The sequence below is a fragment of the Streptomyces sp. NPDC022552 genome, from assembly GCF_055561875.1.
In genome coordinates, this window is record NZ_JBVHGJ010000010.1 from 172,907 (window position 1) to 198,462 (window position 25,556).

The 25,556-nt window shown below is 72.0% G+C and carries 26 protein-coding genes and 2 pseudogenes; 15 read left to right on the top strand and 13 right to left on the bottom strand.

Annotated features, from left to right (window positions below; all coding sequences use genetic code 11):
* Positions 1-45: 45 nt before the first annotated feature.
* The 3 genes from ACZ3OF_RS25070 (at position 46) to ACZ3OF_RS25080 (ending at position 3,326) form a co-directional block, all read left to right on the top strand.
* Positions 46-1,323 carry a VWA domain-containing protein gene (locus ACZ3OF_RS25070; RefSeq protein WP_361674064.1) on the top strand — a complete coding sequence of 426 codons (1,278 nt, stop codon included), beginning with the start codon at positions 46-48 and terminating at the stop codon, positions 1,321-1,323.
* Complete coding sequence (locus ACZ3OF_RS25075) at positions 1,323-2,144, top strand: hypothetical protein (protein ID WP_361674062.1); 822 nt, start codon at positions 1,323-1,325, stop codon at positions 2,142-2,144. The genes ACZ3OF_RS25070 and ACZ3OF_RS25075 overlap by 1 nt, the downstream gene beginning before the upstream one ends.
* Before the next feature lie 81 nt (positions 2,145-2,225).
* Positions 2,226-3,326 (top strand): DUF6183 family protein, encoded by a 1,101-nt coding sequence (locus ACZ3OF_RS25080; RefSeq protein ID WP_361674060.1) that lies wholly within the window; start codon positions 2,226-2,228, stop codon positions 3,324-3,326.
* A 51-nt stretch (positions 3,327-3,377) separates the two neighbouring features.
* On the opposite strand, the gene ACZ3OF_RS25085 is transcribed toward ACZ3OF_RS25080, so the two are convergent.
* The gene (locus tag ACZ3OF_RS25085) at positions 3,378-4,601 is read right to left on the bottom strand and encodes an MFS transporter (RefSeq protein WP_467306891.1); all 1,224 of its coding nucleotides are present in this window, start codon (positions 4,599-4,601) and stop codon (positions 3,378-3,380) included.
* Between the two features lie 64 nt (positions 4,602-4,665).
* Between ACZ3OF_RS25085 and ACZ3OF_RS25090 the strand changes: the two genes are divergently transcribed.
* On the top strand, positions 4,666-5,052 hold the full coding sequence (locus ACZ3OF_RS25090; protein ID WP_361674056.1) for a MerR family transcriptional regulator: 387 nt from the start codon (positions 4,666-4,668) through the stop codon (positions 5,050-5,052).
* Positions 5,053-5,057: 5 nt separating this feature from the next.
* Here ACZ3OF_RS25090 and ACZ3OF_RS25095 read toward each other — a convergent pair whose 3' ends face one another.
* The 3 genes from ACZ3OF_RS25095 to ACZ3OF_RS25105 form a co-directional block, all read right to left on the bottom strand.
* Complete coding sequence (locus ACZ3OF_RS25095) at positions 5,058-6,335, bottom strand: YncE family protein (protein ID WP_361674054.1); 1,278 nt, start codon at positions 6,333-6,335, stop codon at positions 5,058-5,060.
* A gap of 210 nt (positions 6,336-6,545) precedes the next feature.
* A complete protein-coding gene (locus ACZ3OF_RS25100) occupies positions 6,546-7,025 on the bottom strand; it encodes a (2Fe-2S)-binding protein (protein ID WP_361674052.1) in 480 nt (159 codons plus the stop codon).
* A gap of 14 nt (positions 7,026-7,039) precedes the next feature.
* Complete coding sequence (locus tag ACZ3OF_RS25105; RefSeq protein WP_467306894.1) at positions 7,040-9,403, bottom strand: molybdopterin cofactor-binding domain-containing protein; 2,364 nt, start codon at positions 9,401-9,403, stop codon at positions 7,040-7,042.
* A 165-nt stretch (positions 9,404-9,568) separates the two neighbouring features.
* On the opposite strand from ACZ3OF_RS25105, the gene ACZ3OF_RS25110 reads away from it, so the two are divergent.
* A complete protein-coding gene (locus ACZ3OF_RS25110; protein ID WP_361674050.1) occupies positions 9,569-10,267 on the top strand; it encodes an NADPH-dependent F420 reductase in 699 nt (232 codons plus the stop codon).
* A 54-nt stretch (positions 10,268-10,321) separates the two neighbouring features.
* Here the strand turns inward: ACZ3OF_RS25110 and ACZ3OF_RS25115 are convergent, their stop codons facing one another.
* A complete protein-coding gene (locus ACZ3OF_RS25115; protein WP_467306897.1) occupies positions 10,322-11,314 on the bottom strand; it encodes a glutamate ABC transporter substrate-binding protein in 993 nt (330 codons plus the stop codon).
* Positions 11,315-11,416: 102 nt separating this feature from the next.
* Positions 11,417-11,788 carry a hypothetical protein gene (locus ACZ3OF_RS25120; protein ID WP_467306899.1) on the bottom strand — a complete coding sequence of 124 codons (372 nt, stop codon included), beginning with the start codon at positions 11,786-11,788 and terminating at the stop codon, positions 11,417-11,419.
* A gap of 216 nt (positions 11,789-12,004) precedes the next feature.
* Here ACZ3OF_RS25120 and ACZ3OF_RS25125 point away from each other — a divergent pair, with 216 nt between their 5' ends.
* Positions 12,005-12,445, top strand: a complete 441-nt coding sequence (locus ACZ3OF_RS25125; protein WP_361434160.1) for an OsmC family protein — start codon at positions 12,005-12,007, stop codon at positions 12,443-12,445.
* Positions 12,446-12,460: 15 nt separating this feature from the next.
* Here ACZ3OF_RS25125 and ACZ3OF_RS25130 read toward each other — a convergent pair whose 3' ends face one another.
* A complete protein-coding gene (locus ACZ3OF_RS25130; RefSeq protein WP_467306902.1) occupies positions 12,461-13,153 on the bottom strand; it encodes an RraA family protein in 693 nt (230 codons plus the stop codon).
* 374 nt (positions 13,154-13,527) lie between these two features.
* Here ACZ3OF_RS25130 and ACZ3OF_RS25135 point away from each other — a divergent pair.
* A pseudogene (locus ACZ3OF_RS25135) lies at positions 13,528-13,719 on the top strand (DUF3291 domain-containing protein); the annotation flags it as partial.
* Between the two features lie 334 nt (positions 13,720-14,053).
* A complete protein-coding gene (locus tag ACZ3OF_RS25140; RefSeq protein WP_467306904.1) occupies positions 14,054-14,818 on the top strand; it encodes a metallophosphoesterase in 765 nt (254 codons plus the stop codon).
* A gap of 179 nt (positions 14,819-14,997) precedes the next feature.
* Here the strand turns inward: ACZ3OF_RS25140 and ACZ3OF_RS25145 are convergent.
* Positions 14,998-15,736, bottom strand: a pseudogene (locus ACZ3OF_RS25145) (aldo/keto reductase).
* A 261-nt stretch (positions 15,737-15,997) separates the two neighbouring features.
* On the opposite strand from ACZ3OF_RS25145, the gene ACZ3OF_RS25150 reads away from it, so the two are divergent.
* Positions 15,998-16,690, top strand: a complete 693-nt coding sequence (locus tag ACZ3OF_RS25150; protein WP_467306906.1) for a helix-turn-helix transcriptional regulator — start codon at positions 15,998-16,000, stop codon at positions 16,688-16,690.
* 90 nt (positions 16,691-16,780) lie between these two features.
* Here ACZ3OF_RS25150 and ACZ3OF_RS25155 read toward each other — a convergent pair whose 3' ends face one another.
* Complete coding sequence (locus tag ACZ3OF_RS25155; protein ID WP_361674040.1) at positions 16,781-18,226, bottom strand: carboxylesterase/lipase family protein; 1,446 nt, start codon at positions 18,224-18,226, stop codon at positions 16,781-16,783.
* 140 nt (positions 18,227-18,366) lie between these two features.
* On the opposite strand from ACZ3OF_RS25155, the gene ACZ3OF_RS25160 reads away from it, so the two are divergent.
* Positions 18,367-18,735, top strand: coding sequence for a hypothetical protein (locus tag ACZ3OF_RS25160; RefSeq protein WP_361674038.1), 369 nt, complete (start codon positions 18,367-18,369; stop codon positions 18,733-18,735).
* Positions 18,736-19,239: 504 nt separating this feature from the next.
* On the opposite strand, the gene ACZ3OF_RS25165 is transcribed toward ACZ3OF_RS25160, so the two are convergent.
* The 3 genes from ACZ3OF_RS25165 to ACZ3OF_RS25175 form a co-directional block, all read right to left on the bottom strand.
* Positions 19,240-19,638: a nuclear transport factor 2 family protein gene (locus ACZ3OF_RS25165; protein ID WP_467307020.1), complete on the bottom strand. Its 399-nt coding sequence runs from the start codon at positions 19,636-19,638 to the stop codon at positions 19,240-19,242.
* A 26-nt stretch (positions 19,639-19,664) separates the two neighbouring features.
* Complete coding sequence (locus ACZ3OF_RS25170) at positions 19,665-20,195, bottom strand: GNAT family N-acetyltransferase (protein WP_467306910.1); 531 nt, start codon at positions 20,193-20,195, stop codon at positions 19,665-19,667.
* A gap of 172 nt (positions 20,196-20,367) precedes the next feature.
* Complete coding sequence (locus ACZ3OF_RS25175; RefSeq protein WP_361674034.1) at positions 20,368-20,733, bottom strand: cupin domain-containing protein; 366 nt, start codon at positions 20,731-20,733, stop codon at positions 20,368-20,370.
* A 333-nt stretch (positions 20,734-21,066) separates the two neighbouring features.
* Here ACZ3OF_RS25175 and ACZ3OF_RS25180 point away from each other — a divergent pair, with 333 nt between their 5' ends.
* From ACZ3OF_RS25180 to ACZ3OF_RS25200, 5 genes are all read left to right on the top strand, one after another.
* On the top strand, positions 21,067-21,450 hold the full coding sequence (locus tag ACZ3OF_RS25180) for a VOC family protein (protein WP_361674032.1): 384 nt from the start codon (positions 21,067-21,069) through the stop codon (positions 21,448-21,450).
* A 288-nt stretch (positions 21,451-21,738) separates the two neighbouring features.
* Positions 21,739-22,128, top strand: a complete 390-nt coding sequence (locus ACZ3OF_RS25185) for an SPW repeat protein (protein ID WP_467306913.1) — start codon at positions 21,739-21,741, stop codon at positions 22,126-22,128.
* Positions 22,129-22,338: 210 nt separating this feature from the next.
* Positions 22,339-22,695 (top strand): DUF805 domain-containing protein, encoded by a 357-nt coding sequence (locus ACZ3OF_RS25190; RefSeq protein ID WP_361674028.1) that lies wholly within the window; start codon positions 22,339-22,341, stop codon positions 22,693-22,695.
* 244 nt (positions 22,696-22,939) lie between these two features.
* Positions 22,940-24,232 carry an ATP-binding protein gene (locus tag ACZ3OF_RS25195; protein ID WP_361674026.1) on the top strand — a complete coding sequence of 431 codons (1,293 nt, stop codon included), beginning with the start codon at positions 22,940-22,942 and terminating at the stop codon, positions 24,230-24,232.
* A 150-nt stretch (positions 24,233-24,382) separates the two neighbouring features.
* Positions 24,383-24,934 carry a YdeI/OmpD-associated family protein gene (locus ACZ3OF_RS25200; RefSeq protein ID WP_361674336.1) on the top strand — a complete coding sequence of 184 codons (552 nt, stop codon included), beginning with the start codon at positions 24,383-24,385 and terminating at the stop codon, positions 24,932-24,934.
* Between the two features lie 19 nt (positions 24,935-24,953).
* On the opposite strand, the gene ACZ3OF_RS25205 is transcribed toward ACZ3OF_RS25200, so the two are convergent.
* The gene (locus ACZ3OF_RS25205) at positions 24,954-25,454 is read right to left on the bottom strand and encodes a GNAT family N-acetyltransferase (RefSeq protein ID WP_467306916.1); all 501 of its coding nucleotides are present in this window, start codon (positions 25,452-25,454) and stop codon (positions 24,954-24,956) included.
* Positions 25,455-25,556 lie beyond the last annotated feature (102 nt).

The following is a 25,556-nucleotide window of genomic DNA, read 5'->3' on the forward strand; positions in this document are numbered from 1 at the left end:
CGGGGCCGTTTTGGATTGTCGGACGATCATCCCTACGATCCGCCCATGATCACGAGAAAACGGCTGTCGACCGGGGCCTGCGCACTGCTCGCCGTCCTGGCCGTCGGGCTGTTCCCGACCGGCGCCGCCGCCGACGAACCGGTGGCGAAGGAATCCCCCAAGGTCGAGCTGGTGCTCGACGTCAGCGGCTCGATGCGCGCCCGCGACATCGACGGCCAGTCCCGGATGTCCGCCGCCAAGCAGGCCTTCAACGAGGTGCTCGACGCGGTGCCCGAGGAGGTGGAGCTCGGCATACGCACCCTCGGCGCCGACTACCCCGGGCAGGACCGCAAGAAGGGCTGCAAGGACACCCGGCAGCTCTACCCGGTCGGTCCGCTCGACCGCACCGAGGCCAAGACCGCCGTCGCCACCCTCGCCCCCACCGGCTGGACCCCCATCGGGCCCGCCCTGCTCGGTGCGGCGGAGGACCTCAAGGGCGACGACAACGCCACCCGCCGCATCGTGCTCATCACGGACGGGGAGGACACCTGCGCCCCGCTCGACCCCTGCGAGGTGGCTCGCGACATCGCCGCCCGAGGCATCCACCTCACCATCGACACGCTCGGCCTGGTGCCGAACGCCAAGATCCGCCAGCAGCTCACCTGTATCGCGGAGGCGACCGGCGGCACGTACACCTCGGTCCGGCACACCGAGGAACTCTCCAAGCGTGTCCGGCAGTTGGTGGACCGCGCGGCCGACCCGGTCGTCACCCCTGTGGCCACCGACGGCGCCGAGCGCTGCGCCGACGCCCCGACCCTGAAGCCGGGGCTCTACACCGACCGCGAGACCTTCGGGCAGCACCGCTGGTACCGGGTCGACGTCCTGCCCGGCCAGGAGCTCCGCGCCTCGGTGAGCGTCTCCGCCGACCGCGCCGTCAACGACGACTACGGGGTCCTGCTGCGCGCGGTGACCCTGCGCGGTCGTGAGATCGTGCGCGGCTCCGAGGCGGGTGACGGACGCACGGACGTCATCTCGACCGGACTGCGCTATCCCAAGCAGCCCATGGACGGCATCGACGCGGACGCGAAGCCCGCGGCGGAGACCGTCTGCCTCCAGGTCAGCAACTCCTTCTCCGCGCCTCCGTCGGTGAAGACCACGCCCGGTATGCCGATCGAGCTGGCCGTCGACCTGGTCGACGCGCCCGACGAGGCCTCGGACGTGGCCGCCTTCGGCCTCGGCCGGGGCTGGTGGCTGCTCGGCGCGCTCGTCCTTGCCGGTTTCGTGGGCGGTCTGCTCTGGGGCTTCCTGTCCCGCTGGCGCGTCGCCGTCTGGAGGACCAACTGATGCGTACCGTACGCGCGCTGAGCGCCGTCGTCCTCGCGGGCGCCGCCCTGTTCGGACCGGCCGCCGTGCCGGTCCTGGCCGACACACCGACCCCGAGCGGCAGCGCGAGCGCCGAGGCGACGGCCGGACCGACCGAGGCCGGCACCACGTTCCGTACCGCCGCCTTCTTCCGGCAGGGCCAGCAGGCCACCGCCGAGGCCTCCACGGGTGACTACCTGTACTGGGTGTTCCCCGCGGACACCGGGCAGCGGCCCACCGTGACGGCCTCGGTCACCCTGCCCGAGTCCACCGCCCGGCACGGCGCCTCCACCTGGCGGATCGACGTCTACGACGGGCTGCGCCGCCGTCAGCCGTGCATGTACGGAATGCAGTCCCGGGCCGCGGCGAAGGAGGCCGCGACCGTGGAGCTGGCCTGCACCCTGCGCCCGGTCCGGCCCTGGGCCGACACCTGGGACGACGATCCGCTGCCCGGCAGTTACTACGTGCGGCTGACCGTCACGGGTCTGCCCGAGGAGGACCTCGGGCAGTCGTTCACGGCCCGGATCGGCGCGGTCTCGGCCGAGCAGGGCGGCGCGTACGCGGGCGGCGGCTCGCTCGCGGCCCCGCTGGTGCCCGGTGCCACGACGGAGGACGCGGCCTCGGCCGGCACGCCCTCCGCGGTGGAGGCGCGCGCGCCCGAGGACGGCTGGTCGTCGGGCTGGTGGTCCGACCGCTGGATCTGGACGGCGGTCGGCGGTGTGCTCGCCGCGCTGGCCGGCATCGGCGGGTACTCCCTGACCAGGGGAACCGGACGCCCCTCGCGGGTGCCGCCCGCCGTCTGACGCGGACGCGACGCGTACGGCCCCGGGACCCCACCAGGTCCCGGGGCCGTGTGCGTCGACCGGGCCCGTAGCCTGGGCGGCATGCCGGAACCGACCGCTCTGCCCAACGACGCCTCGCTGAAGGTCTACGCCGCCACCGACCCCGAGCGGCTGTACGTCCTGGCCACCGAACCGGCCCGCACCGCGGGCTCGTTGTACGTGCCGGAGGTCCTGAAGCTCGTCGAGCTCCTGACCGGGCAGCGCTCACAGGCCGCCACGGACCGCGCGGTCCGGCTCGGCGAGCACGCGGCCCGGCTCGGCACGGCTCCGGGAGCCGCACGGCTCATGGACCATGTGGTACGGGAGTTGGGGCGGCGGTCGAGCCCGGTCCAGCTCCGGCCGTACTTCGAGCAGGCACCGACGTCCGGCGATCCCGTCACGGAGTTCCGTGCCCGCCTCCTCCATGAGCTGGCCCTGGGCCGGGGCCTGCGCGACGAGCCGTACACGACCTACCAGGAGGGTCTGCGGGAGCTCGGCCACCCGCTCTCGTGGCTGCCGCTCACCTCGTTCCACTTCGAGCACACCGTACGGGAGCGCGCCTGGCGCCCCGGGGACATGCTCGGCTCCATGACTCCCGAGGAGCTCTACGCCCGCTACCCCGAGACAGCACCGACAGCGGCCGGAGCCGGGGCGGGCCGGGCCGCCCTGCCCGCGCCGGACGGCCGCCGCACCGAGGTCGCCGTCGACCCGTTCGCCGAACTCGGCCGGTCCGCCGCCGAGTTCTTCACGCTGCCGGAGCCGCTCGCTCCCGCCGACTTCAACGCGGCGCTGCTGACGGCGCTCGGCGCGGCGAGTCTGGCCGGGCTCACCGTGGAGACGTTGGCGGCGGCCCACACCACGGCGGACGACGTCATGGGCGATCTGTTCGTGGCGGCGGCCTCGGGCGGAATGTGGGGCGACGGACGGCCGGGCGCGTACTGCAGGTTGTCCACCTGGCGTGCGCTGTACGCCCTGATGGACCTGGACCTGTCCGTCCCGCACGGTCACGCCGTGCGCGCCGCCGCCGACCACCGCTGGCTGCGTCTGGCGCCGGCGCGCCGGACCGGGGACTTCTTCTTCGGCGATCTCTCGGACACCGCCTTCGCCGTCCTCGACCCGACGCGCACCCGGGTCGCGGTGGTCGCGGCCACCGACACGGACTGACGGCCAGGTGGCCGGCCGGGCGGGCTCCGAGGCGCCGGGAGAGGCGGGGTCTCACCCGCGGCCTCGGCGGGCCGGGAATCCGTGGGTGCGGGCGGTCGCCGCGACGGTCAGGACGGGGACGAGCAGCAGCAGGACGCTCCAGGGCAGGGCGGCGGCACCGAGCAGGTCGAGGAGGAGGCCGCCGACGACGCCCCCTCCAGCCATGGCCGCGTTCCAGACGCTGACGAGCATGGTCTGGGCGGTGTCCGCCGCCTCGCCCCCGGCGTCGCCCGCGGCGGTCTGCAGCAGGGTAGGCGCGCCGCCCCAGCCGAGGCCCCACAGCGTGGCGGCGGCGTAGACGAGGGCGGTGCTGTCGGTGGCCGCGGCGAGGATGCCGGAGGCGACGGCGAACAGCACGGTCCCGCCCAGGGTCAGGGCCCGCAGCCGGCGGTCGATGTGCAGGCCGGTGAACCAGAGGCTCAGCAGCGACGCCCCGCCGAAGGCCAGGAGGACGAGTCCGGTGGAGCCGCCCATGCCGAGGTGGTCGAGGAAGGCGGCGACGTACGTGTAGAGGAGCGTGTGGGCGAGGACGAGCACGAGCGTGACAAAGAGGACGGGGGCCACCCCGGGGACGGCGAGGGTCCGCCGGACGGGCGCCCGGCCGCCCCTGGGCAGGCCCGGGAAGTCGGGGACGGTCAGGACGATCCAGGCGAGGAGGACGGCGGCGAGGGCGGTCATGACCAGGAAGGTGACCCGCCAGCCGACCACGGCGCCGACGAACGTGCCGGCGGGCACGCCGAGGGAGAGCGCGAGCGGAATGCCCGTCATGACGACGGCGATCGCCTTGCCCTGGAGGTGGACGGGCACCATCCGTCGGGCGTATCCGGCGAGCAGGGCCCAGGCGACACCGGCGGCGACACCGGCGAGGAACCGGGCGGCCATGGTGAGGGCGTAGTGCGTGGAGAGGGCGGTCACCGTGTTGGCGAGAGCGAAGCCCGCGACCGCGGTGAGCAGCAGGCGCTTGCGGCGCCAGCCGGCGGTGGCCGCGGTCAGCGGGATCGCGGTGAGCGCCGTCCCGATCGCGTAGACGGTGACCGACTGGCCCATGGCCGCCTCGCCGACGCCGAGGTCGGCGCTCATCGCGGGCAGGACGCCCGCGGGCAGGGTCTCGGTGAGGCTGGTGACGAAGACGGCGGTGGCCAGGGCGAGGAGGGCGGCAAGGGGCAGGGGGCGGGCGGGCTGGTCGCTCCTGGCGCGGTTCGGCGAACCGGCCTTCGAGGCGGTGGAGTTGCTCATGCCCCGTATGCTGAAACCCTCACATTGATGTGAAGGTCAAGCGCGATCCCGGGAGGTGGACCACATGCGCATCGGAGAGCTGTCGCAGCGCACCGAAACCCCGCGCAGACTGTTGCGCTACTACGAGGAGCAGGGTCTCATCGTCGCCGATCGCGCACCGAACGGCTATCGCTCCTACGACGAGTCGAACGTGGACCGCGTCCTGCAGATCCGTGGTCTGCTGGACGCGGGGCTGCCGACGCGGATCATCAAGCAGATCCTGCCGTGTCTCGACAAGCCCCGCGCCATCCACTTCCCCGACGCCACACCGGAGATGCTCGCCACGCTGGAGAACGAGCGCGACCGGATGACCGACCGCATCCGTTGCCTGACCCGTAACCGGGACGCGGTCGCCGCCTATCTCGACGCCGTGCGCGAGAAGTTGGCGACCGGGTCCGTCGCGGCGGGCTGAGGCCGTCAGCGCGCGGCCGGGCCGCTCCAGTCGGCGGGAACGCGGGCCAGGCGGACGCGCTGGGGGTGGTCGCCGACGGAGACGGAGGCGACCTTGCGGCCGGTGGCGAAGTCGATCGCCGTCACCCGGTCCGTACCGCTCTCCGAGATGACACAGGACCGGCCGTCGCCGCTGACCGTTGCCCAGTAGGGCTTGGACGCCTCCACCAGCGGCCCCTCCTTCAGGGTCTGACGGTCCACGACGGTGACGTAGTCGTCCATCGTGGCGGCGACACAGAGCTTGGACCCGTCGGGACTCATGGACATGCCGTGGTGGCGCGAGTCGTTGACCCAGGTGGTGCGGTCCGGGTCGGTGGCCGGGTTCTCGGGGAGCGTCTTGACCCGGGTGATCCGGTCGGTGGCGATGTCGTACTCGAGGAAGCCGTTGAAGAACGAGACCTGGAAGTAGAGCTTCGACTCGTCGGGGGTGAAGGCGACGGGCCGGACCGCGTCGGAGAGGTCCTTGCGGCCGAAGGCGTCGAGCCGGGCGCGCATGTCGATGACGCGGACCTGCTCGAAGGTGCGGGCGTCGACGACGGTGATGCGGCGATCGCCCTTGGTCCAGTCCCAGAAGGGGTCGTCGAGGGCGGTGGTGACCTCGCCGATGGCCATGTTCCAGAGGTGACGGCCGTCGGCCGAGAAGACGTTCTCGTGCGGCTTGTCTCCGGTTGCGAAGGAGCCGACCTGCTTGCCCGTGGTGATGTCGAGCACGTGCACGGTGTTGGAGGTGGAGGCCGAGACGGCGACGCGGGTGCCGTCGGGCGAGACGGCCATGTGGTCGGAGCGGAAACCGGAGACGGGGAAGCGCCAGTTGAGCGCGCCGGTGCGGAGGTCGATGGAGACGACGTCGGCGAAGCTCGGCCTGGAGACCACCATCGCCGAGCCGTCCGGCGTGGCGTACATGTCGTCGACGAACTGGTCGTGCCCCTCGCCGGGCCCCTGCCGGATGCCCAGGAAGAAGGCGAGCTTGATCGGGTTGAGTCCGATCTCCCACATGCGGCGCTCGCGGTCCGGTATGACGTTGATCCGGCCGATGCGCGCGAAGTCGCCGGTGGCCTCGATGACGTCGGCGGTGCCGTCCCAGTTGTTCCCCACGAACATGACCTCGCGCAGACCCTCGGGAGCGGCCGGCCCGGCGGGCGGGGCGGCGGCGACGGTGCCGCCGCCGACGACGGTGAGCGCGAGGGCGGCGGCGAGTGAGCCGAGCAGGAGGCGGCGCGCGCCTCGCGTCCGGGCAGCAGACATCGGTGTTCCTTCCAGGAGGGTATGCGGCATCAACTGCCCTGTGCGGCAGGGCAACTTACCCGACAGTAAGGAGTCGCCGCGCCACCCACAAGACTCGGAACGCGCCTGCTGTCACGCGAGGCGTCCGTCGCGGGAGACCGACATCATCAGGACGATCTTCCTTGTCATGCCGTGGTCTCCCTCGCACTGGGCGAACCGGTGCTGTCCTCGTCAGGGCATACGGCGGGCTCCCGCCACGATCGCCTCACGGATCCGGTTATATGTGCCGCAACGGCAGATGTTGCGGATCTCGTCGAGGTCGGCCTCGTCGATCTCGCGCCCCGCCGCCCGTGCGGCGCGGACCTTGGCGACGGCCGTCATGATCTGGCCGGGCTGGCAGTAGCCGCACTGGGCCACGTCGAGATCCAGCCAGGCCTCCTGCATGGGGTGGAGCTCCTCGCCGACGGTCGCGGGCAGGCCCTCGATGGTGGTGATCTCGTCGGTGGGGGCGATGTCCTTGACCGGGACGGAGCAGGGGTTGAACGCCTTGCCGTTGATGTGGCTGGTGCACGCCTGGCAGACGCCGAGCCCGCAGCCGTACTTGGGTCCCGTGACGCCGAGGACGTCCCGGAGCACCCACAGCAGCCGGACGTCGTCCTCGACCTCGGCCGTGACGGCCCGGCCGTTGAGGATGAAGGTGTGGTGCGGCACGGAGGCTCCTGGTCCTAGAAGGCGCGGTCGAGGCCGTCGACCGGCGAGGCGGGGATCGGCGGGGTGGTGGGCAGCGGCTCGAAGCCGAGCGGCTCGGCGTGGTTGACGGGGAAGGTCGTCGGCATGGTGCCGGTGGCCCTGCCGTACGCGCAGGCGACCGCGGCCATCGCGCCCGCGACGGCCAGCTCCCCGGCGCCGCCCGGCCGGTCCGAGGTCGGGGGCATGACGACGATCTCCAGCTCGGGCGGGGTGTTCCACTGCCGGGTGTAGAAGTAGTTGTCCCAGCTCCCCTCCTCGAAGTGCCCGTCGCGGAGGTGGAGGCCCGAAGTGAGGGTGACGGCGATGCCGTCGATGATCCCGCCCATCATCTGCGCCTCCAGGCCGCGCGGGTTGACCGCCAGGCCGACGTCGACGGCGCAGACGACCTTGGTCACGCGGGGGCCGGTGTACGCGTCGTGGATCTTCCGGCCGGTGGTCTCGGGCCGGCAGTCGATCTCGGCGAGGACGGCGACGAAGGAGTGGTACTCGGGGTGGAGCGCGATGCCCTGCGCCATGCCGGCGGGCAGGGACCGTCCCCACTCCCCCACCTCCGCGACCTTGTCCAGGACGGCCCGGGCGCGCTCGTCCTTGAGGTGCCGGCGGCGGAACTCGTACGCGTCCTTGCCCGTCCGGCGGGCCAGTTCGTCCACGACCAGCTCCTGCGCGCACCGGACGTTGGGCGAGTAGATGTTGCGCATGGAGCCGGTGTTGAACCCCTTGTCGGTCTCGCTGAGCAGCTGGGTGGTGACACCGAAGTGGTACGGGCTCTGCTGCGTCAGCTGGAAGATCGTCTGGGAGAACGTGAGGTCACCGACGGGCAGTTGGGCGGCGGCGGAGGTGATGATCTCGCCGAGGCCGTGGCCGAAGTCGGTGGCGACGGAGGTGTGGCGCTGCTCGTACGTGAGCACCTCGCCGAGGGTGTACGTCGCCCTGACCCGGGACGTCGACATGGGATGCGTACGGCCCTGACGGAAGTCGTCGGTCCGGTGCCACATCAGCTTCACGGGCTTGCCCATGGCGCGCGAGATCTCGGCGGCCTCACGGGCGGCGTCGTGGAAGAGCTTGCGGCCGAACGATCCGCCGCCCTCGGTGACGTGGACCTTCACTGCCGTGACCGGGAGACCCAGCTGGAGGGCGATCTGCTCCTGGGCGACGATGGGCGATTTCAGGCTCGCCCAGATCTCGGCCGAATCCGCGCGCACGTCGGCGATGGCGCAGTTGGTCTCCAGGGCGCTGTTGCTGGCGAAGTGGAAGGTGAAGCGGGCGTCGACGGCCTTGGTCAGGAGGGGCAACGGCGGTACGACGAGGGGGAGTTCGGCGGCGCGCAGCTTCCGCAGGACGGTCGCGTCGGAGTCTGAGTCGGCGGTGCCGGGCCCCCAGGTGACCTTCAGGGCGCGGACGGCGTCGATGCACTGGCCGAAGGTACGGCCACGGACGGCGACGCCGGTGGAGATCCGTACGACGTCGGTGATGCCGGGCATGGCCCGTACCTGGTCCGCGTTGTCGACGGAGCGGACGGTGCCGTTGATCGTGGGCGGCCGGCAGACCATGGTCGGCAGCGCGTCCGGCACCTGGACGTCCATCGCGAACTTCTTGCGTCCCGTCACGGCCTCCAGGGCGTCGATCCGCCGCTGCGCGGTACCGATGACCTTGAACTCGGACGGCTTCTTGAGGGCGACGCTCACCGCGGTGTCGGTGCCGGAGGCCGCCTTCACGGCGAGCTGGCCGTAGGTGAGGCTCCGGCCCGTCGCCGAGGAGACGATCGCCCCGGCCTTGGCGGTGAGCGAGCCCACCAGCTCGCCGAGTTCGAGGGCGGCGGCGCGCAGCAGCCGGCCCCGGGCGACGGCCGCGGCGACCCGGATGGGCGTGAAGGTGGAGATGGTGGTGTTGGAGCCGCCGGTGAGCTGGTTGAACAGCAGCTCCGGGCGGGCGTCGGCGAGAGTGACGCGTACCTTCTCCAGCGGCAGGTCCAGCTCCTCGGCGATCAGCATCGCACTGGAGGTGGTGATGCCCTGGCCGACCTCGGCCCTGGGCAGGGCGAAGGAGGCGGTGCCGTCCGGGTCGATCCGGATGGTGATCAGGTCGGCGGTGGGAAGGGCGGCGTGCGTGAGCATGTCATTGAGGTCGTAGATCTCGGACGGCCCGGGCAGCGAGGGCACCAGGGCCGGTGCCGCCGCTGCCGCCGGGGCGGGCGCCAGGACCGCCTCGCCGAGCTGCGCGGCGACGGTGAGGGTCGGTGCGGCCAGGACGTAGCCGAGGAACCGGCGCCGGTCCATACCGCCACCCGGCGCGGACTCCTCCTGCTGCGGATTCTGCCGCGCCTCGTCGCGCGCTGTCATCGGCTGTCCTCTCGACGAACCTCGAAGTCTTCAGGATCATCGCGCACTTGGCGACCACTCCGGCCCCGGAACGGCACAGGATTCACTCCGGACACGCCAAGCCCTCACGTCGGGGCGGCGCGGAGCCGGGGAATAGCCCACCCGGGCCTGCGGTTCCGGTCTTGCGTGGCAGCTCGCCGCACCCGCTCGGAAGGACGTTCCATGAAGATCGGCATCATCGGCGCAGGCAACATCGGCGGCAACCTCACCCGCCGTCTCGCGGCGCTCGGCCACGACGTGTCCGTGGCGAACTCCCGCGGCCCCGAGACCCTCACGGCACTCGCCGAGGAGACCGGAGCCACGCCCGTCACGGTCGGCGACGCGGCGCGCGGCGCCGAGATCGTGATCGTGACCGTCCCGCTGAAGGCCGTCCCCGACCTGCCCTCGGGTCTCTTCGACGGCGCAGCGGAGGGCTTCGCGGTCATCGACACGAACAACTACTACCCGCAGCAGCGCGACGGCCGGATCGCCGCCATCGAGGACGACGGCCTGACCGAGAGCCGCTGGACCGAGCGCCACCTCGGCCACCCGGTCATCAAGGCCTTCAACGGCACCTACGCGCAGGACATCCTGGACAGGCCGCTCCCGGCCGGTGACCCGGAGCGCATGGCGCTCCCCGTCGCGGGCGACGACGAGGTGGCCAAGAAGACGGTCCGCGCCCTCATCGACCAGCTGGGCTTCGACACGGTCGACGCGGGCGGCATCGACGACTCCTGGCGCCAGCAGCCCGACACCCCGGTCTACGGCCTGCGGGCCGGTACGGAGGCGGTGGTGAAGGCCCTCGCCGAGGCCTCGCCGGAGCGGCCGGCGACGTTCCGGGGCTGACGGGCCAGGGAGGGCACCAGGCCGGGCCGTGGGGCCGGTCGGCGTACTCGCGGGTCAGTCGGCGTACTCGGCCGGCGGTGGGCCCTGCGGAAGGGCACCCAGGGTCGGGGCCAGCCAGCGGTTGTACGAGACCATCCAGAGGCTGCGGGAGCCGCCCTCGCGGTAGTCCTCCAGGATCGCGTTGACCCGGCGGACCAGGTCCGTGTCGCCCTTGTTCATGGCGACGCCGTACAGCGAGGTGTCCAGGCGCGGCCCGACGATCCGCAGCGTGGGGTCCTGCGCGACGAGCCCGGCGGCGAGCGTGGCGTGGGTGAGTACGGCGTCCACGTCGCCCTGCTGGAGCTCGACGAGACAGTCCAGATGGCTCGAGGTCTCCACGGCGACGGCGCCCGTACCGGACGAGCCCAGCAGGGGGGACGCCGAGCTCCCCTTGCTCAGGCAGACGCGCTTGCCGCGCAGCTTCGCGTCGAAGCCCGTGATCTCGGAGCCCTCCGGCACGAGGAGGCGGTGACCGGTCTCGAAGTACACGCTGGAGAAGGCGACATCGGCCAGCCGCTCGCAGGTGATGCTCATCGTGCGCACGATCACGTCGACCTGGCGGGCCTGGAGGCGGGGGATCCGCTGGCTGGGCGGCATGCTGACGAAACGGACCGTGGCCTTCGGGCCGAGGATGTCGCGCGCGATGGCCCGCACCAGGTCGACGTCGAAGCCGGCCGGCTCCTGCGCGTCCTGGTCCAGCGAGGCCCAGAGGTAGCTGTTGAGGTCCACGCCCGCGACGAGATGACCGCGCTCACGGATGCGCCGCACGGCCTGGCCGTCGACGCGTGAGGGGCGCGGGCTCGCGCGCCGTGGGTCGCAGGAGGGCGCCCGTGCGGCCGGCGCGGCGGCGGTCCTGACGGCGGTCGGGCGCGGGCCGTCCGACGGACCGGCCGTGACGGCGGCCGCGGGAGCCGCGGCGAGGAGGGTCGCCAGGAGCAGGAGCCAGAGGGCGAAGCGGCCGCGCGATGGACCCTTCCCCCGCCGTATCGACCCGGATCCAGCAGTCACACGCCTCACCCCCGCGCAGCCGACTCCCCTCCCCCAAGGCTACGCAGTCATGGCCCAACACAGGCGTCTATGCCGGGAGTTGGTCATACGTTGGGGCAGGCTTCACCGACGCGGAAGGGCAACCAGTTCGCGCAGGGCGTGCAGTTCACGCCGGGCGGCCAGTTCACGCAGGGCGGGCATGGCGGGGAGGGCGGGGAGGGAGGGCAGCGAACGCCGGGGGTGGACCGGGCGGGTCGGGCCGACCACCGGGCCCCGGCCCTCGCGCTTCGACCGTACGGCGCGCAGCTGGCAACGGTCCAGGCGGGCGCGCTGGCCGCCGCTCGCGATCAGGGCGTTCACCGGCGTCATCGGGTCCGCGCCCACGCTCCTCGCCAGCAGCATGCCGACGACGAGCGGAAGCAGCGCGCCCGCCAGCGCCGAGCCGGTGGTCGTGACGTGCTGCATGCGGCGGGAGCGCCGGGCGTCGGAGATCATGGTGCCATTCGACCAGCGCGGCCCCGGGCCGGGTATCGGACGACGTACTCACTCGGACCTGCTCACGTACTCAGGTCGGGACCGCGAGTGGGGGCGGATGCCCTGCGGCGACGCCGACCCGGCGCGCCACCTTGGCGGGCCGGGCCCGGTGGGGGTTGCGTGGTCGGTCGACCGCACCGTACGGACCCGTACGCACACCGAGGAGCCCACGACACCATGGCCGACTACCGCATCGAGACCGTCCGCACCGGCTACCGCCAGTGGACCGCCCGCAACGACCGGGGGGCGGAGGTGCGCATGGGAGCGGCGGACGACGCGGACGCACAGCCCTCGTTCACCCCCGTCGAGCTGCTGCTCGCGGCCATGGGCGGCTGCGGCGGCATGGTCGTGGACCGGACCGCGCGCGCGGTGGACCATGACGACCTGCGGATCGTCGTGGAGTCGGTCTCCGCTCCGGAGGACGACGGACGGGTGGGCCGGATCAGGGTCAGTTACGAGTTCGAGCTGCCCGAGAGCAACCCGCGGGCCGCCGAGGTCTTCGCCCGCGGGGTCCGGCTCACGCACGAGAAGTTCTGCACGGTGAGCCGCACCGTCGAGCACGGCGCGACGGTGGAGGCCGTCCTGCCGGACGGGACCGTCGGCTTCCGGGCCGGCTGATCCGCGGCACGGCCTCTACTCCTCGATGGCGCCGCCGATCCGGCGCAGATGCTGTCGGAAGGTGTACGACGGGTCCGCCTCCCGCCGGTCGAGGTACTCCGCGAACCGCGTCTGCGCGCGCAGCGTCTCACCGGCCCTGATCCTGCGCGCCTGTCCGCGCTCTGTGCCGTGGATCTGGTGTGCGGTCTCGAGGACGGCGTCGACCCGGTCGGCGGCGACGAACAGCACGCCGTCGTCGTCGCCGAGGACGACGTCGGCGGCGCTCACCAGGTGCGTCCCGCACCGCGCCGTGCGCAGGGACTCCGGCTCCCGGTCGTCCAGGCGCACGGGTCCGGGTGCGTGGCGGCCGTAGGAGAAGACGGGCAGCCCGATCTCGACGAGATCGGGGGTGTCGCGGTGCAGCCCCCAGACGACAAGACCGGCGACGCCGGCCGCCTCGGCCTCCAGCACGGCCAGGTCCCCGACGCAGGCCTCGTCGCGGCGGCCCGCGTTGTCGACGACGAGCACGTCCCCGGGCTCGGCCGCACCGAAGGCCTCCAGGAAGACGTCGACGCTTCCGTAGTGCCGGGCGGGCAGCACTCGCCCTGCGATGCGCTGCCCCGGCACGACGGGGGCGATACCGGTGGGAGCGACGCGCAGCGGTTCACCGAGCCGGACACAGGCGTCGGCGATCAGAGGCGTGGAGAGCTCGGCGAAGTCCTTCAGCATCGGTGATGTCCGTTCTCTGACGTGGTGCCCGGGCCCGGCGTCCGATCCCTCCGAGGGCGCGGACGGCGGCTGTCGCCCGATGCTAGACCGCAGCGTTGACGGTCTTTGAGCCCGTGCTCCGCCCGTCACCGCCCCAACCCCCGCAATGACCGGTGCAGGGGAGCCACTTGGGCAGGGGAAACGCAACTTCGACATGGCCCGCGGAGGCAGCTACCTTCACCCCGGTCCTCGGCGATCGCCCACGGTCGCGCAGGAGTTCCTTCAGGCTGGGCCACCCGCGACGGGACGAGTTCGTCACGCCCCAGGATCCTCGCCCCCAGGCGTAGGCCACCGAACCGGGTCCGCACCAGGCACCCCCGACCAGGGAGAGAAGCATGCCCCGTCTTGCGCTGTACACGTTCGGCGTCCTGAAGTCACCTCTCGCCGATCCCTCATCTCTCACGCGCGAGTTCTACGACCGTGGTGAGGCCGTCTACCGGAAGATCAGTCAGCACCCCGGATACCTCGCGCGGGCTGAAGCGGCGGACGGTGACCGGGGCCTGTTCTTCGGGGCGGACTGGGGCGCCCCCCGCACGCCTTCACCTTCCATCACCCGTTCGCCCCCGACGGAACTCCGACCAGGATCGAGGGCATCGGGCCGAAGAGCGACCAGGTTGGCTGACAAGGAAGCCTGAACGACGGCGAACAGATGCGTCTGCGCCACAGCGGTTACCGGAGCCGACCATCTGGCGTCGCGGATGCGGCGCGGTCCCGGGCCACTTGTGCGGAGTTGGCCCGCGCGACGGCCGGGCGGCGCACAGTAGTTTCACGGCGGGGACGCGGAGGGCGTCCCCTGGGTTGCCGGGGGCGCGGGGACCGTACGCGGTGCTCACGGCCTCGCGCCGGAGAGGGGTTCCCGCCGTGATCGTGATCGCGCATCTCAGCGACATCCACATCGACAGCTCACCGCGCAGCGCGGAGCGGACCAGGTCCGTGATGGCCTACCTGGAGTCGCTCGACATCGACCTCGACGCGGTCGTGGTGACCGGTGACATCGCCGACCACGGTCTGGAGTCGGAGTACCTCCGCGTACGGGAGTTGCTGCGGACCCGGCACCCGCTGCTCGTCTGTCCCGGAAACCACGACCGGCGTGACGTCTTCCGCCGGGTGCTCCTCGGCGAGCGCGCGTCGCGGGCCGATGCACCGGTGAACCAGGTGCTGCGCGGGGCCGGGTTCGTACTGGCGCTCGGCGACTCGTCGGTGCCGGGGAAGGACGAGGGCTTCCTGGAGGAGGAGACGCTCGCCTGGCTGGAGTCCGTACTGGAAGAGACACCGGAGGCGGTGCCCGTCCTGGTCGGCTTCCACCACCCGCCGACCGCGCTGCACATCCCGTTCGTGGACGGGATCCGTCAGTTCGGGGAGCACCGGCTCGCCGAGCTTGCCGAGCGCCGCCCCGGCCTCGTCGCGTTCCTGTGCGGACACGCGCACACCGCGGCCGCCACGACCTTCGCGGGGCTCCCGGTGCTGGTCGCCCCGGGCGTGATCTCGACGTCGAAGCTCCCCTGGGAGTCGGACGGCCGACCCGGCGTCCATGTGTACCGGGACGAGATGGCGCCCTCGCTCGCCTTCCACGTCCTGGCCGAGGGGGGCAGGATCACCACCCACTACCGGAGCGTCCCCATGTAGCGGCGCGCAGAGCGGAGACCCGCGAGGGTGTGGCGTGGAAGTTCTCGCCCGGGCGGGTGAAGCAGGCCAGGAGGACCTGCCTCAGGTCGTGTCCGGTCGCTGCGCTGCGGTGCGCCGGGCGGGTGCCCCGGGCGTCTGCTTCCGGGCACCCGCGGCCGGCGAGGGGCGTCTGGTGGCGCTCAGCTGTCCAGGCGGCGCCCCGCGAGCCAGGTGACCATCTCGGGGTCGCGGTGGTCGGGGATGGCGACGACGCCGCGCTGAGTGAGCCAGCGCAGCACGACCTGGGCGACCGACTTGCCGTGCTCCTTGCCGATCTCGGCGAGCAGCGGGTTGGTGAACAGGTCGTTCCTGCCTTCGGCGAAAGCCTCCCCAGGACTGGATCTGCACCCCGTGCTCGCGCATGAGGTCCTGGTAGTCGGCGCGCTGGAAGAAGGGGTGGGTCTCGATCTGGTTGACCTGCGGGGTGATCTCGTTGTTGACGATCAGGTCGATCAGCCGGTCGGGGTAGAAGTTGGCAACGCCGATCGCCTTGGCCGCGCCTTCGCGGTTGAGCGCCTCCATGGCGCGCCACTGGCCGTAGACGTCACCGAAGGGCTGGTGCATCAGGTACAGGTCGACGTGGTCCAGGTCCAGCTCGGCCAGCGACGTCTCGAACGCGCGGCGGGTGTTGTCCTCGGCGGGGGCGTCCTGCACCCACAGCTTGGTGGTGACGAACAGCTCCTCGCGCGGGATGTTGCCGGACTTGATGGCGCGGCCGACGGCTTCCTCGTTGCCGTAGGCGGCGGCGGTGTCCAGCAGGCGGTAGCCGGCGGCCAGTGCTTCGGAGACGGCGCACTCGGTGTCCTCGGCGGGGATCTGGTAGACGCCGAAGCCGAGGAGCGGCATCTCGACGCCGTTGTTGAGGGTGACGGTCTGCATGAGCGGAATGTCCTTCGCTGTGCGGGAGGAGAGCGGGTGGCGCGTCTCGCCTTCTCCGGTCGGTGGCGTTCTCCGTCCCTCCACCCTCGCCCGGCCCGGCAGATCGTGCCGGTCGGAGCCTGGGTGACGGCGAGGGGGCCGGTGTCTTCCTCGTCCACCTTCGCCCGGATCGATGCCGTGTGGCAGGGCGGGCTCTTCAGGGGGATGGCAGGCCCCCCGTCCTGTCCGCGGAGCGGGTGCCCGTCGGGCGAGACTGGAGTCATGGCATCCCAGAGCGCGCACAGCGAGGGCGCCGAGCTGAGCCGCTTCCTGCGCGCCCGCCGCACCCAGACCAGTCCCGGACACGTCGGCCTCACCGTCGGCGCCGGCATCCGCCGCACGCCCGGCCTGCGCCGTGAGGAGCTGGCCACCCTCGCCGGCATCAGCATCGACTACTACGTGCGCCTGGAACGCGGCAAGGAGACCCGCCCCAGCCCCGCCGTCCTCGACTCCCTCGCCCGCGCCCTGCACATGGACGACCAGGAACACCAGCACCTGCGCGATCTCGCCGCCCGCGCCGCCCGCTACGCCCCCGAACCACCCCCGGCCCCGGACTGGGACCGCCAGATCACCGGCTGCGTCGCCCGGCTGCGCGCCGTCGCCGGCACCGACCCCGACGCCCCCGACCTGACCAACCTCGTCGGTGAGCTCCTCCTCAAGAGCCCCGACTTCGCCCGGCTGTGGGAACGCAACGAGGTCACCGGCCACAAGCCCGCGCAGAAGACCTTCCACCACCCCCGCGTCGGCACGGTCACGCTCACCTCCCAGTCCATGCACCTGGAAGGCACCCCCGGCCGGCGCATCGGCGTCTACACCGCCGAACCCGACACCCCCGACCACGACGCCATGATGCTGCTCGACATGACCGCGCCCGTGGCCGCGCCCGGCCGGGAGACTCCGCGCACATCGGCCTGACCGCTGGTCGCGCCGAAGGTTCGTGGTCGACACGCCACCTCGCGCGGAACCCACAGGGTCGAGATGGCGCTTCTGCCGCGCACCGCCCGGTCAGGCGAGCCAGATCTCGCGGACCTGGCGCAGCGGGTCCCGCTCGACGCGCGGCTCGGCGTCCCAGATCATCGTGGCGCGCTCGTCGGCCGTGTAGCGCGGCCAGGAGGCGCCCGGGTCCTGGTCCCGTACGAAGGCGACCCAGGCACGGTGCATCGCGTCCGCCAGGGCGCGGGGCGGGGCCTCGCCCGCCACGGCGGTGACGCCCTCCGCGTCCAGGAGGTCGAAGGCGTACGGCAGGTCCAGGCAGTGGAAGGCCTGGCCGTTGACGGGCGACTCCCATACGAACTCGTACAGCCAGGTGGGGCGACGGCGCACGGCGCGGGCGTCGGCGAGGGCCAGGGACGGTGCGCGGAAGGTGACGTCGGTCAGGGCCTGGCCGAACAGCGTGTCCGGGTCGCCCCCGCCGTACGCCGAGGTGAACGAGTCCATCCGGTCCTCGGCCAGGCCGAGCGCGCCCAGGAGGAGCGGCACGGGTGGGCCGTCGGGGCCCGGGGCCGGGAAGGCGTTGAACTCGTGGGCGGTGAAGCCCAGCATGAGCGGGACGTCGGCACCCGCCTCGCCGGCCGTCAGCGCGTCGAGGACGGGCTCCGGGATCAGCTCGCCGTCCGCGAAGGGCGCCAGGGACAGCAGCGGCGGCAGGCCCTCGCGGTCCGGGCCCGGTGCGCCCATCCGGTCCTGGAGGTCGAGGAGTTCGTCGTCGCTCAGGTCACGGAGGGCCGCGGCCGTGGCGGGTACGCCGGTTCGCGCGGCGAACAGCCGGGACGCCGCGCGGGCGACCTCGGGGCCGTCGGGACGCATGACCGCCCCGGAGACGGAGAGCGCGCCGCGGAACAGGCCTCGGGCGGAGGGAACGGCGAGCAGGGTCTGCACGGCGCCGCCGCCCGCCGACTGGCCGGCGACGGTGACCTTGGCCGGGTCGCCGCCGAAGCGGGCGATGTTGTCGCGGATCCATTCGAGGGCGGCGATCCAGTCGCGGACGGCACGGTTGTCGGGGGCGTCGTCGAGGTGCAGGAAGCCCTCGACGCCGAGCCGGTAGCCGAGGGAGACCAGGACGACACCGTCGCGGTTGAAGGCCGATCCGTCGTACCAGGGGCTGGCCGCCGACCCCGCCACGTATCCGCCGCCGTGGATCCACACGAGGACGGGGAGCCCGGCCTCGGGGTCGGTACGCGGCGTGAAGACGTTGAGGTTGAGGACCCCGGTGCCCGGGACGGAGGGCTCGGGGATCGTGGTCACGTCGGCGAAGGGGCGGCGCTGGGCGGTCGGCCCGTAGGCGGTGGCGTCCAGCGGTTCGGTCCACGGCTCCGGCGGCACGGGCGCCGCGAACCGGAGGTCGCCGACGGGCGGCTGCGCGTAGGGAATGCCGAGGAAGCGGAGGCTCCCGTCAGTCCGGCGCTCGCCTCGGACGGGGCCGTGGGTGGTGGTGACGGTGGTGACGGTCATGGGAGCAGCGTCCGGCCGAAGATCGGCCGCGTCAACGCCTGAAGCCGGGAAGGTGACACGTGTCACTTACGCGTGTCAGGGAGGGCGGTGCCTGGATTCGGGTCGAACTGGGTACGGGTCCCTCGACGGGAGGGGGCCGGGTGACGGGGCTGCACGCGGAGACGGTGGTGGGGATCCTGGTCGTGGCCGCGGGGGCGGGCCTCATGGCGCTGGGCGCCGCGCGCCAGGGGCGCGCGGTCCGGCCGTTGGCCCCGGCGCGGGCGTGGGCCGCCGCCCAGCGGGAACAGCAGCGGGTGTTGCGGAGGGCGGCGGGCATGGCGATCGCATCGGCCCGCGGGGCGGCGGGAGCGGGTGAACCGGCGATCGTCACGGTGGACGACGTGCTCCGCCTGGCCGACGAACACTTCGCCCACCCGAACGCGGACCCCCACCTGGCGGCGGCCGCCCTCCGCGACGCGTACGAGCGGGGCGCGTGCGCGAGGGACTGCGTGACGGACGCGTACGGCTGAGGTGGCACCTGCGGGAGCCTCCGGTGGTACGCCACGACGGCCCTCCGGGCCGACCCGAGCCGGCACGCCGTGGCGGACGGGCCGGGCCAGTCCGTCGTGGCCGACGGGCGGTTCTTCGGCCAGGTGGCTGCCGGAGGCCGAGCGCTAGGCGAGGGGGCGCCGCCCGACGACGGCCGCAGGTAGCGACCCCGACGGACGAGCCGCCGGACGCCGGTGCCGACCGGCCGAAGGGGCCGCCGTGCACAGACCGCCGCACGTCTGCCCCAAGAGACCCTTGTGGTGCCACGAACCGCCGGACGCCGGCGCCCGACCGGCCCCCGAGGGGCAAGCGTCAGGCCACCGCCAACCGCACGCAGCGACCCCGGCACGGCCCCGGGCGCCTGCGCCCAACAGGCCCCCCGGGGGCCAGCGCCCGGCCGAACGCCGCACGCGTCTGTCCCAGCGAGACCCTTGCGGTTCGCCGGTGGCGCCCCCAAGAGGAGGGCGCCGGCAGATCGCGGGGTGCTACTTCGGGAACGGGGTTGCCTGGTGGTAGTACATGCGCCAGGTGCCGTCCGTGTGGCGGCGCCAGAGGGAGCTGCGGTGGGCGTGGTGGCCGTCGATGTGCGTGTCGTACGTCAGGTGGACCAGGCCGGGCGCCAGGACCGTGCCGTTCATCGCCGAGGGCTCGTAGCGCGGGCCCTCCGCCGAGCCGCCCGCGATCTCGGGCAGCGCGGCGAGCATCTCCGCGTACGTCCAGCGGCGCCCCGACGCCCCGATCTCCACGAAGTCGGGGTCGAGGAGTTCCCTGGAGAGCGCGCGCGAGGAGCGCACCGAGGGGTCCATCAGGCGCAGTTCCGCCGCGATCGCTTCGTCGATCTCACCCGGCACGTCCATGCCGTCCAAGCCGTCCAACCCGTCCATCCCCTCCATCCCGCCGGCCTCCGCGTTCACAGGGCGATCCAGTACCGGCGCTTGCGGCCGATCTCCGTGTCGCGGGTGTCCTCCAGGACCCCTCCGTTGCGCTCGATCGTGCGGGCGGAGGCCACGTTGTCGTCGTCGCAGGTCACCAGGACCCGGTCGAGCCCGAGGGCTCGGGCCTCGGGAAGGACTGCCCCCAGGGCCCAGGTGGCGAGGCCGCGGCGGCGGGCGGAGGGCCGGATGCTGTAACCGATGTGCCCGCCGGCCCGCAGCAGGAAGTCGTTGAGCTCATGGCGCAGATCGATCGCGCCGACGTACGCTCCGTCCTCGACGATCCACCAGTGCGTGGCGTTCACCCACCCCCGCGCCAACGGCCGCGCCGAGTCGGCCTGTTCCCGCAGTCGCCCGACCCAGGCGGCGAAGACCTCGGGCATCGCGAAGGCTTCCTCCTCCGCCAGTCTCATCCCCGCGCCCGACTGATGGGCGCCGGGGCTCCACTCGGCATGCGCTTCGAGCCAGGAGCGGTGAAGTCGAGCTGTGGGGGCGATCAGTTCGGGCATGCGGGCGACGATAACAGGCCAATGCCCCCGTTGATCTGGGCTTTTCGGCAGCCGTCCGGGTACCAGTACGCCCGGCCGGCGTCACGCGGTGGCCGGTGTCACACCGTGGGCGGTGTGCGCGGCGGGCCGCACCACCGACGCCCTCGGCTGTCGTCCACGCCGGTCGGCAGCCTCACTTCCGTACCGCGTAGTCCCGGAAGCCGGACCAGTCCACCACCACGCAGGGGTCGTCGCCGAGGACCCACGCGTCGTGGCCCGGCTCGACGGCCATGAAGTCGCCGGGGCCCAAGTCGGCGGACTCCCCGTCGTCCATCACGACCTTCATCCGGCCGCTGACGACGTACCCGACGTGCGAAGCCTGGCAACTGTCCGTCCCGGCAATGGGCTTGACGTGCTCGGACCACCGCCAGCCGGGCTCGAACACAGCACGCCCGACCGGACCACTGTCCGCGTTGATCACGTCCAGCCTGCCCTTGGCGCCCTCGAAGGGACGCGTCTCATCTGCGGAGTCGAAGCTCTGGGACACGATTCCGGTCATGTTCGTCCGCCTCCCGGCGATGGGACGTACCGACCCCCGAGTCCACTTCCAGATTACGCCGCGGAGCGCGTCGGGACCTCTCCCCGCGTTCTCCCCGCTCGCCGAAATGATGTTGCCCGCCCCGATGATCATTGGCTAGCCTGACCGTATGACTGCCGGGTCGGCCATGGGCCGTGAGCGAGTGAGGCACCCGGCCTTGGCGTGACCGCCGCCGGGCGGGCGCGAGGCCCGCCTCGGTCGTCTTCCACGTACGCGTACGCGTTCATACGCCAGTACGCGCGCGACAAGCCCATCAGGAAGACACCGACGCAGCCTTTTTCGAGAGGACCCTCCGTGGCCATCGAGCTCAACCACACTGTTGTATACGCCCGTGACAAGCAGGCCTCCGCCGCGTTCATCGCCGAGGTCCTCGGCCTGGACGTCGGCGCACCCTTCGGACCGTTCGTTCCGGTGGAGACCGGCAACGGCGTGACCCTCGACTACTACGAGTCGCCGGACGCCACGTTCACCCCTCAGCACTACGCCTTCCTCGTGCCCGACGAGGCGTTCGACACCATGATCGGACGGCTCGAGCGGATGGGTGTCACGTACTACGCGGACCCGAACCACACCGAGCCCGGGCAGGTCAACCACCTCTTCGGAGGCCGCGGCGCGTACTTCGACGACGCCGACGGTCACAACATGGAGATCATCACCCGCCCCTACAGCCGTGGCTGACGATCAGCGGTAGCCCGCGCATACCGATGCGGCGATGCACGTGACCCTTCAGGGGATGTTCATCAAATGATCACCCCTTTGGTGGTTACGCGCATATCCGTGACGCCATTTCTGTGCGAATCCCCTATCGGGCGCATCTACACATAAAGGCCAGATAAGCGCACAATGAAACCGCGGCACGACGCCGCAAGCGCGGTCAGACGTGCAAGACGCCAGAAGGAGGCGAGTCGTATGTCTGACGTCTCTCACCGTCCTGGTGATATCAGGGGACACCCTGACGCAACGGAAATGCGGGAGCGTTACTCCCAAATCCTCCAGACCCGGGGTGTGGCGGCGGTCGAGGAGCTCGTGATCCTCGCCGGCATCTACGCCGCGGTCTCCGGATGGGTGGTTCACTTCTCAACCGCCAGGCCAGAACTCGCTCTCAGCAACCTGGTCACCGGCATCGCCCTCGCGGCCCTCGGCCTGTGTATGTCGATGGCCCCCGAGCGGTCTCAGGACCTCAACTTCGTGGTCCTGGCGCTCGGCGCATGGCTGATCATCTCTCCCTGGGTGGTCGCCACCGCGGACGCCGGAACTGGCGCGATCCTGAGCAACGTCATCACCGGTGCGTGCGTCTGCCTCTTCGCTCTCACGGCGGGCGGGCTGCTCATGAGCAAGACCAGAAAAACGCGGTAAACCCCTGATACCTCCTCAGAACGGCGCCGCACCCCGAACGGGATGCGGCGCCGCCGCCGTGCCACAGGCGCAAATGCAGACACATCCACCACCAACGCCCCGCCCCAGGTAACGAATTGACCGACGGCGTTTCGGCCACATAAGTTCTGCGTAAGCTTGCTCCACAGGGACAGGCTCCCGCTCGCATTTCCCAGTCCTTGGGGGGACTAAGTGAACTGGTACCTCGACGTTCTCAAGAAGTACGCGGTATTCACCGGCCGTGCGCGCCGCCAGGAATACTGGATGTACATGCTGTTCAACGTCATCGCCTACGTCGTCCTGGCGATCCTCGACGCGGTGCTCACCACGGCCCCGCTGCTGACCGGCATCTACGCGCTGGGCGTGTTCCTGCCGACCCTCGCCGTGACCATCCGCCGTCTGCACGACACGGGCCGCTCCGGCTGGATGATCCTGCTCGGCCTGATCCCGCTGGTCGGTGGGATCATCCTCATCGTGTTCTACGCGACCGAGGGCAACCAGACGGACAACGCCTACGGCCCGAACCCGAAGCTCGCGCCGGCGTACTGAGCTGCACCCTGACGAAGCCCCCGGAGGATTCCTTCCGGGGGCTTCGCCCGTTCCGGATGCGTTCCGGACGCGATCGGGAGGCCATCCCGTACGCGTTCCGGACTTCCCCGGGCGCCGCCCGGCCAGTGACGCTTCGTAGCACTTGCCGGGCGCTCCTTGTGCACCGTGGCACACGACCCGCCTCCTCCCCCGCCCCTAGCCTCGCCGCATCGGTTCGAAATCGAACGAACGAGGGGCGGTACCGGTGAACTGGCTCATCCACGACTACCGCGAGAGCGATCTCGCCGCGGTCGTCCATCTGATCGACACCACGGCCGAGCTCGGACAGGAGTCCGTGTTCTCCCTGGCCGAGTGCATCAGCGCCCTGACCTCCCGCCAGCCGGCCGTCGTCGCCGTGCACCAGGGCGTTCCCATCGGCGCGGCGCTCGCCTGCGTCTCGGGCGAACGGGCCTGGGTGATGCGGATCGCGATCTCCTCCGCCTGGCGTGGCCGGGGGCTCGCCAGCGCCCTGCTCGTCGAGCTGGAGCGGCGGCTGGTCGCGGCACGGGTCGGCCGGATCGCGTACGTCCTGCCCGAGGAGGACCTGCTCGGCGAAGGCCTGCTCAACGCCGGTTACACCCGTCAGCCGGCCGTCGCGTACTTCGAGAAGGTCGAGCCGCTGCACGGCCCCGCCGCCAATCTCCTCGACGACCTCGGAGGCCGGCTGCTGCCGGGCGATCTGTGGGCCAAGGTCGCCGGCATGGAGCGCGAGAAGGACCTGATCGAACGGCGCGTCGTGCTTCCGCTCGCCGAGCCGGAGCGCGCGGCGCGGCACGGTGTGCGGCCACCGCGGGCGGTGGGTCTGTTCGGACCGCCGGGGACCGGCAAGACGACGTTCGCGCGCGGCATCGCCTCGCGCCTCGGCTGGCCGTTCGTGGAGATCCTGCCGTCCCGGCTCGCCGACGAGGGGAACCTGGCGGCGGCGCTGCGCTCGGCGTTCGCCCGGATCGCGGAGCTGGAGCGCGTACTGGTCTTCATCGACGAGGTGGAGGAGATCGCCCCGGTCCGTCAGGAGCCCGCGCAGCCGGGCGGGATGCACGGGGTGACCAACGAACTCCTCAAGCTCATCCCGGGGTTCCGCGAGCGGGACGAGCGGTTGCTCGTCTGCGCGACGAACTCGATCCGCTCCCTCGACCCTGCCTTTCTGCGCCCGGGGCGCTTCGACTACCTGATCCCGATCGGTACGCCGGACAAGGCGGCCCGCGCCGCGATCTGGGCACGGTACACCGAGGGGCGGACGGACGTCGACATCGACGAACTGGTGGCGGCGAGCGACCTGTTCACACCCGCCGACATCGAGCACGCGGCGCGGATCGCCGCCCAGAACTCCTTCGAGCGCGATCTGGTCGCCGTCGGCGGGCGCGCCGCGGCCGACGAGCGGCTGCCGGGTGCGACCACGGCGGACTACCTGGAGGCGATCGGCCAGTGCCGGCCGACGGTGACGCCCGAGATGATCACCCAGTTCGAGTCGGACATCACGACGCACGCACGGTTCTGACGAGGCATCACCCCTCCGGTGCGAGGCTTCCGCGGGTGGGTCCGGGGTCGCCGAATATCGTGGTCACGAGCGTCCAGGACGACGTCCGTGGGCGACGTCCGACGACGACAGGGGACCGATCCGGTGGAGCGGTACGAGGGACTCGAGCTGATCACGGTCACGACGGTCGCGGAGCTGGAGGCATGGCTGGAAACGCACCATGCCGACACGCCCGGGGTCTGGCTGCGGGTCGCGAAGAAGGGCAAGGGGGGCGAGTCGCTGACGATTCCGGAGATCCTCGACTGCATGCTCTGCTTCGGCTGGATCGACGGGCAGCGCAAGGGCGGGGACGGGGTGTACTACGTCCAGAAGTACACCCCGCGGAGACCGGGCAGTCTCTGGTCGCGGGTGAACGTGCGCAAGGTCGAGGCGCTCACGGCGGCAGGCCGGATGCGCGAGCCGGGGCTCGCGCAGGTGCGGGCCGCCCAGTCGGACGGCCGGTGGGAGGCGGCGTACCCGTCGCAGGCGGAGGCGACCGTACCGGACGATCTCGCAGCGGCGCTGGCGGCCGACGAGCGGGCGCGGGCCTTCTACGAGGGGCTCGGCAAGACCGATCAGTACCTGGTGATCCTGCGGCTGTGGCAGGCCCGCACCCCGAAGGGGCGGGCGCAGCGGCTGGAGCGGATGGTGGCGAAGCTGGCGGCGGGCGAGAAGGTCCGATGAGCGACGGGGGCCGCGGGGGTCAGCGTCGACGCCGGTAGAGGACCTGGTGGGCGTCGTGCTCGACGAAGGACGAGGTATGGGTCATGCCGACGGCTTCGAGGAGCCGCCGGGAGGGGTGGTTCGCCTCCTGGGTCAGGGCGACGACGCTGGGGGTGTCGTGGAGCGTGGCGTCGAGGACGGCTGCGACGGCCTCGCGGGCGTAGCCGTGACCCCAGTGCTCGGGGAGGAACTGGTACGAGATCTCCGTCTCCCCGTCCCGCGCCTCCGGCTCCACGGTCACGAGCCCGAGCAGTACCCCGTCGGCGGTCCGCACCACGGCATGCACGCCGGGCGCACCGACGACGCGCCGCTGCCGGATCCGCACGACCTGCTCGGTGACCGGCCCGCCCAGATGGCGCCGGACCTCGGGGTCGGTCCACAGCCGGGTGACGGCCGGCACATCGGCCGTGCGCACGGGGCGCAGCAGCAGACGCTCGGTGGTGAGGGCGTCGGTCGGCGCGGAGAAGGAAGAGGCGTGCATACGTACGATCATCTCAGCCCGGACGCCGGGCCGGGCGGCGCCGAGCCCCCTGGGGCCCGGCCTAGGCCGCCGGGTCTACGCCCGCGCGCGGGGCTTCCCCGA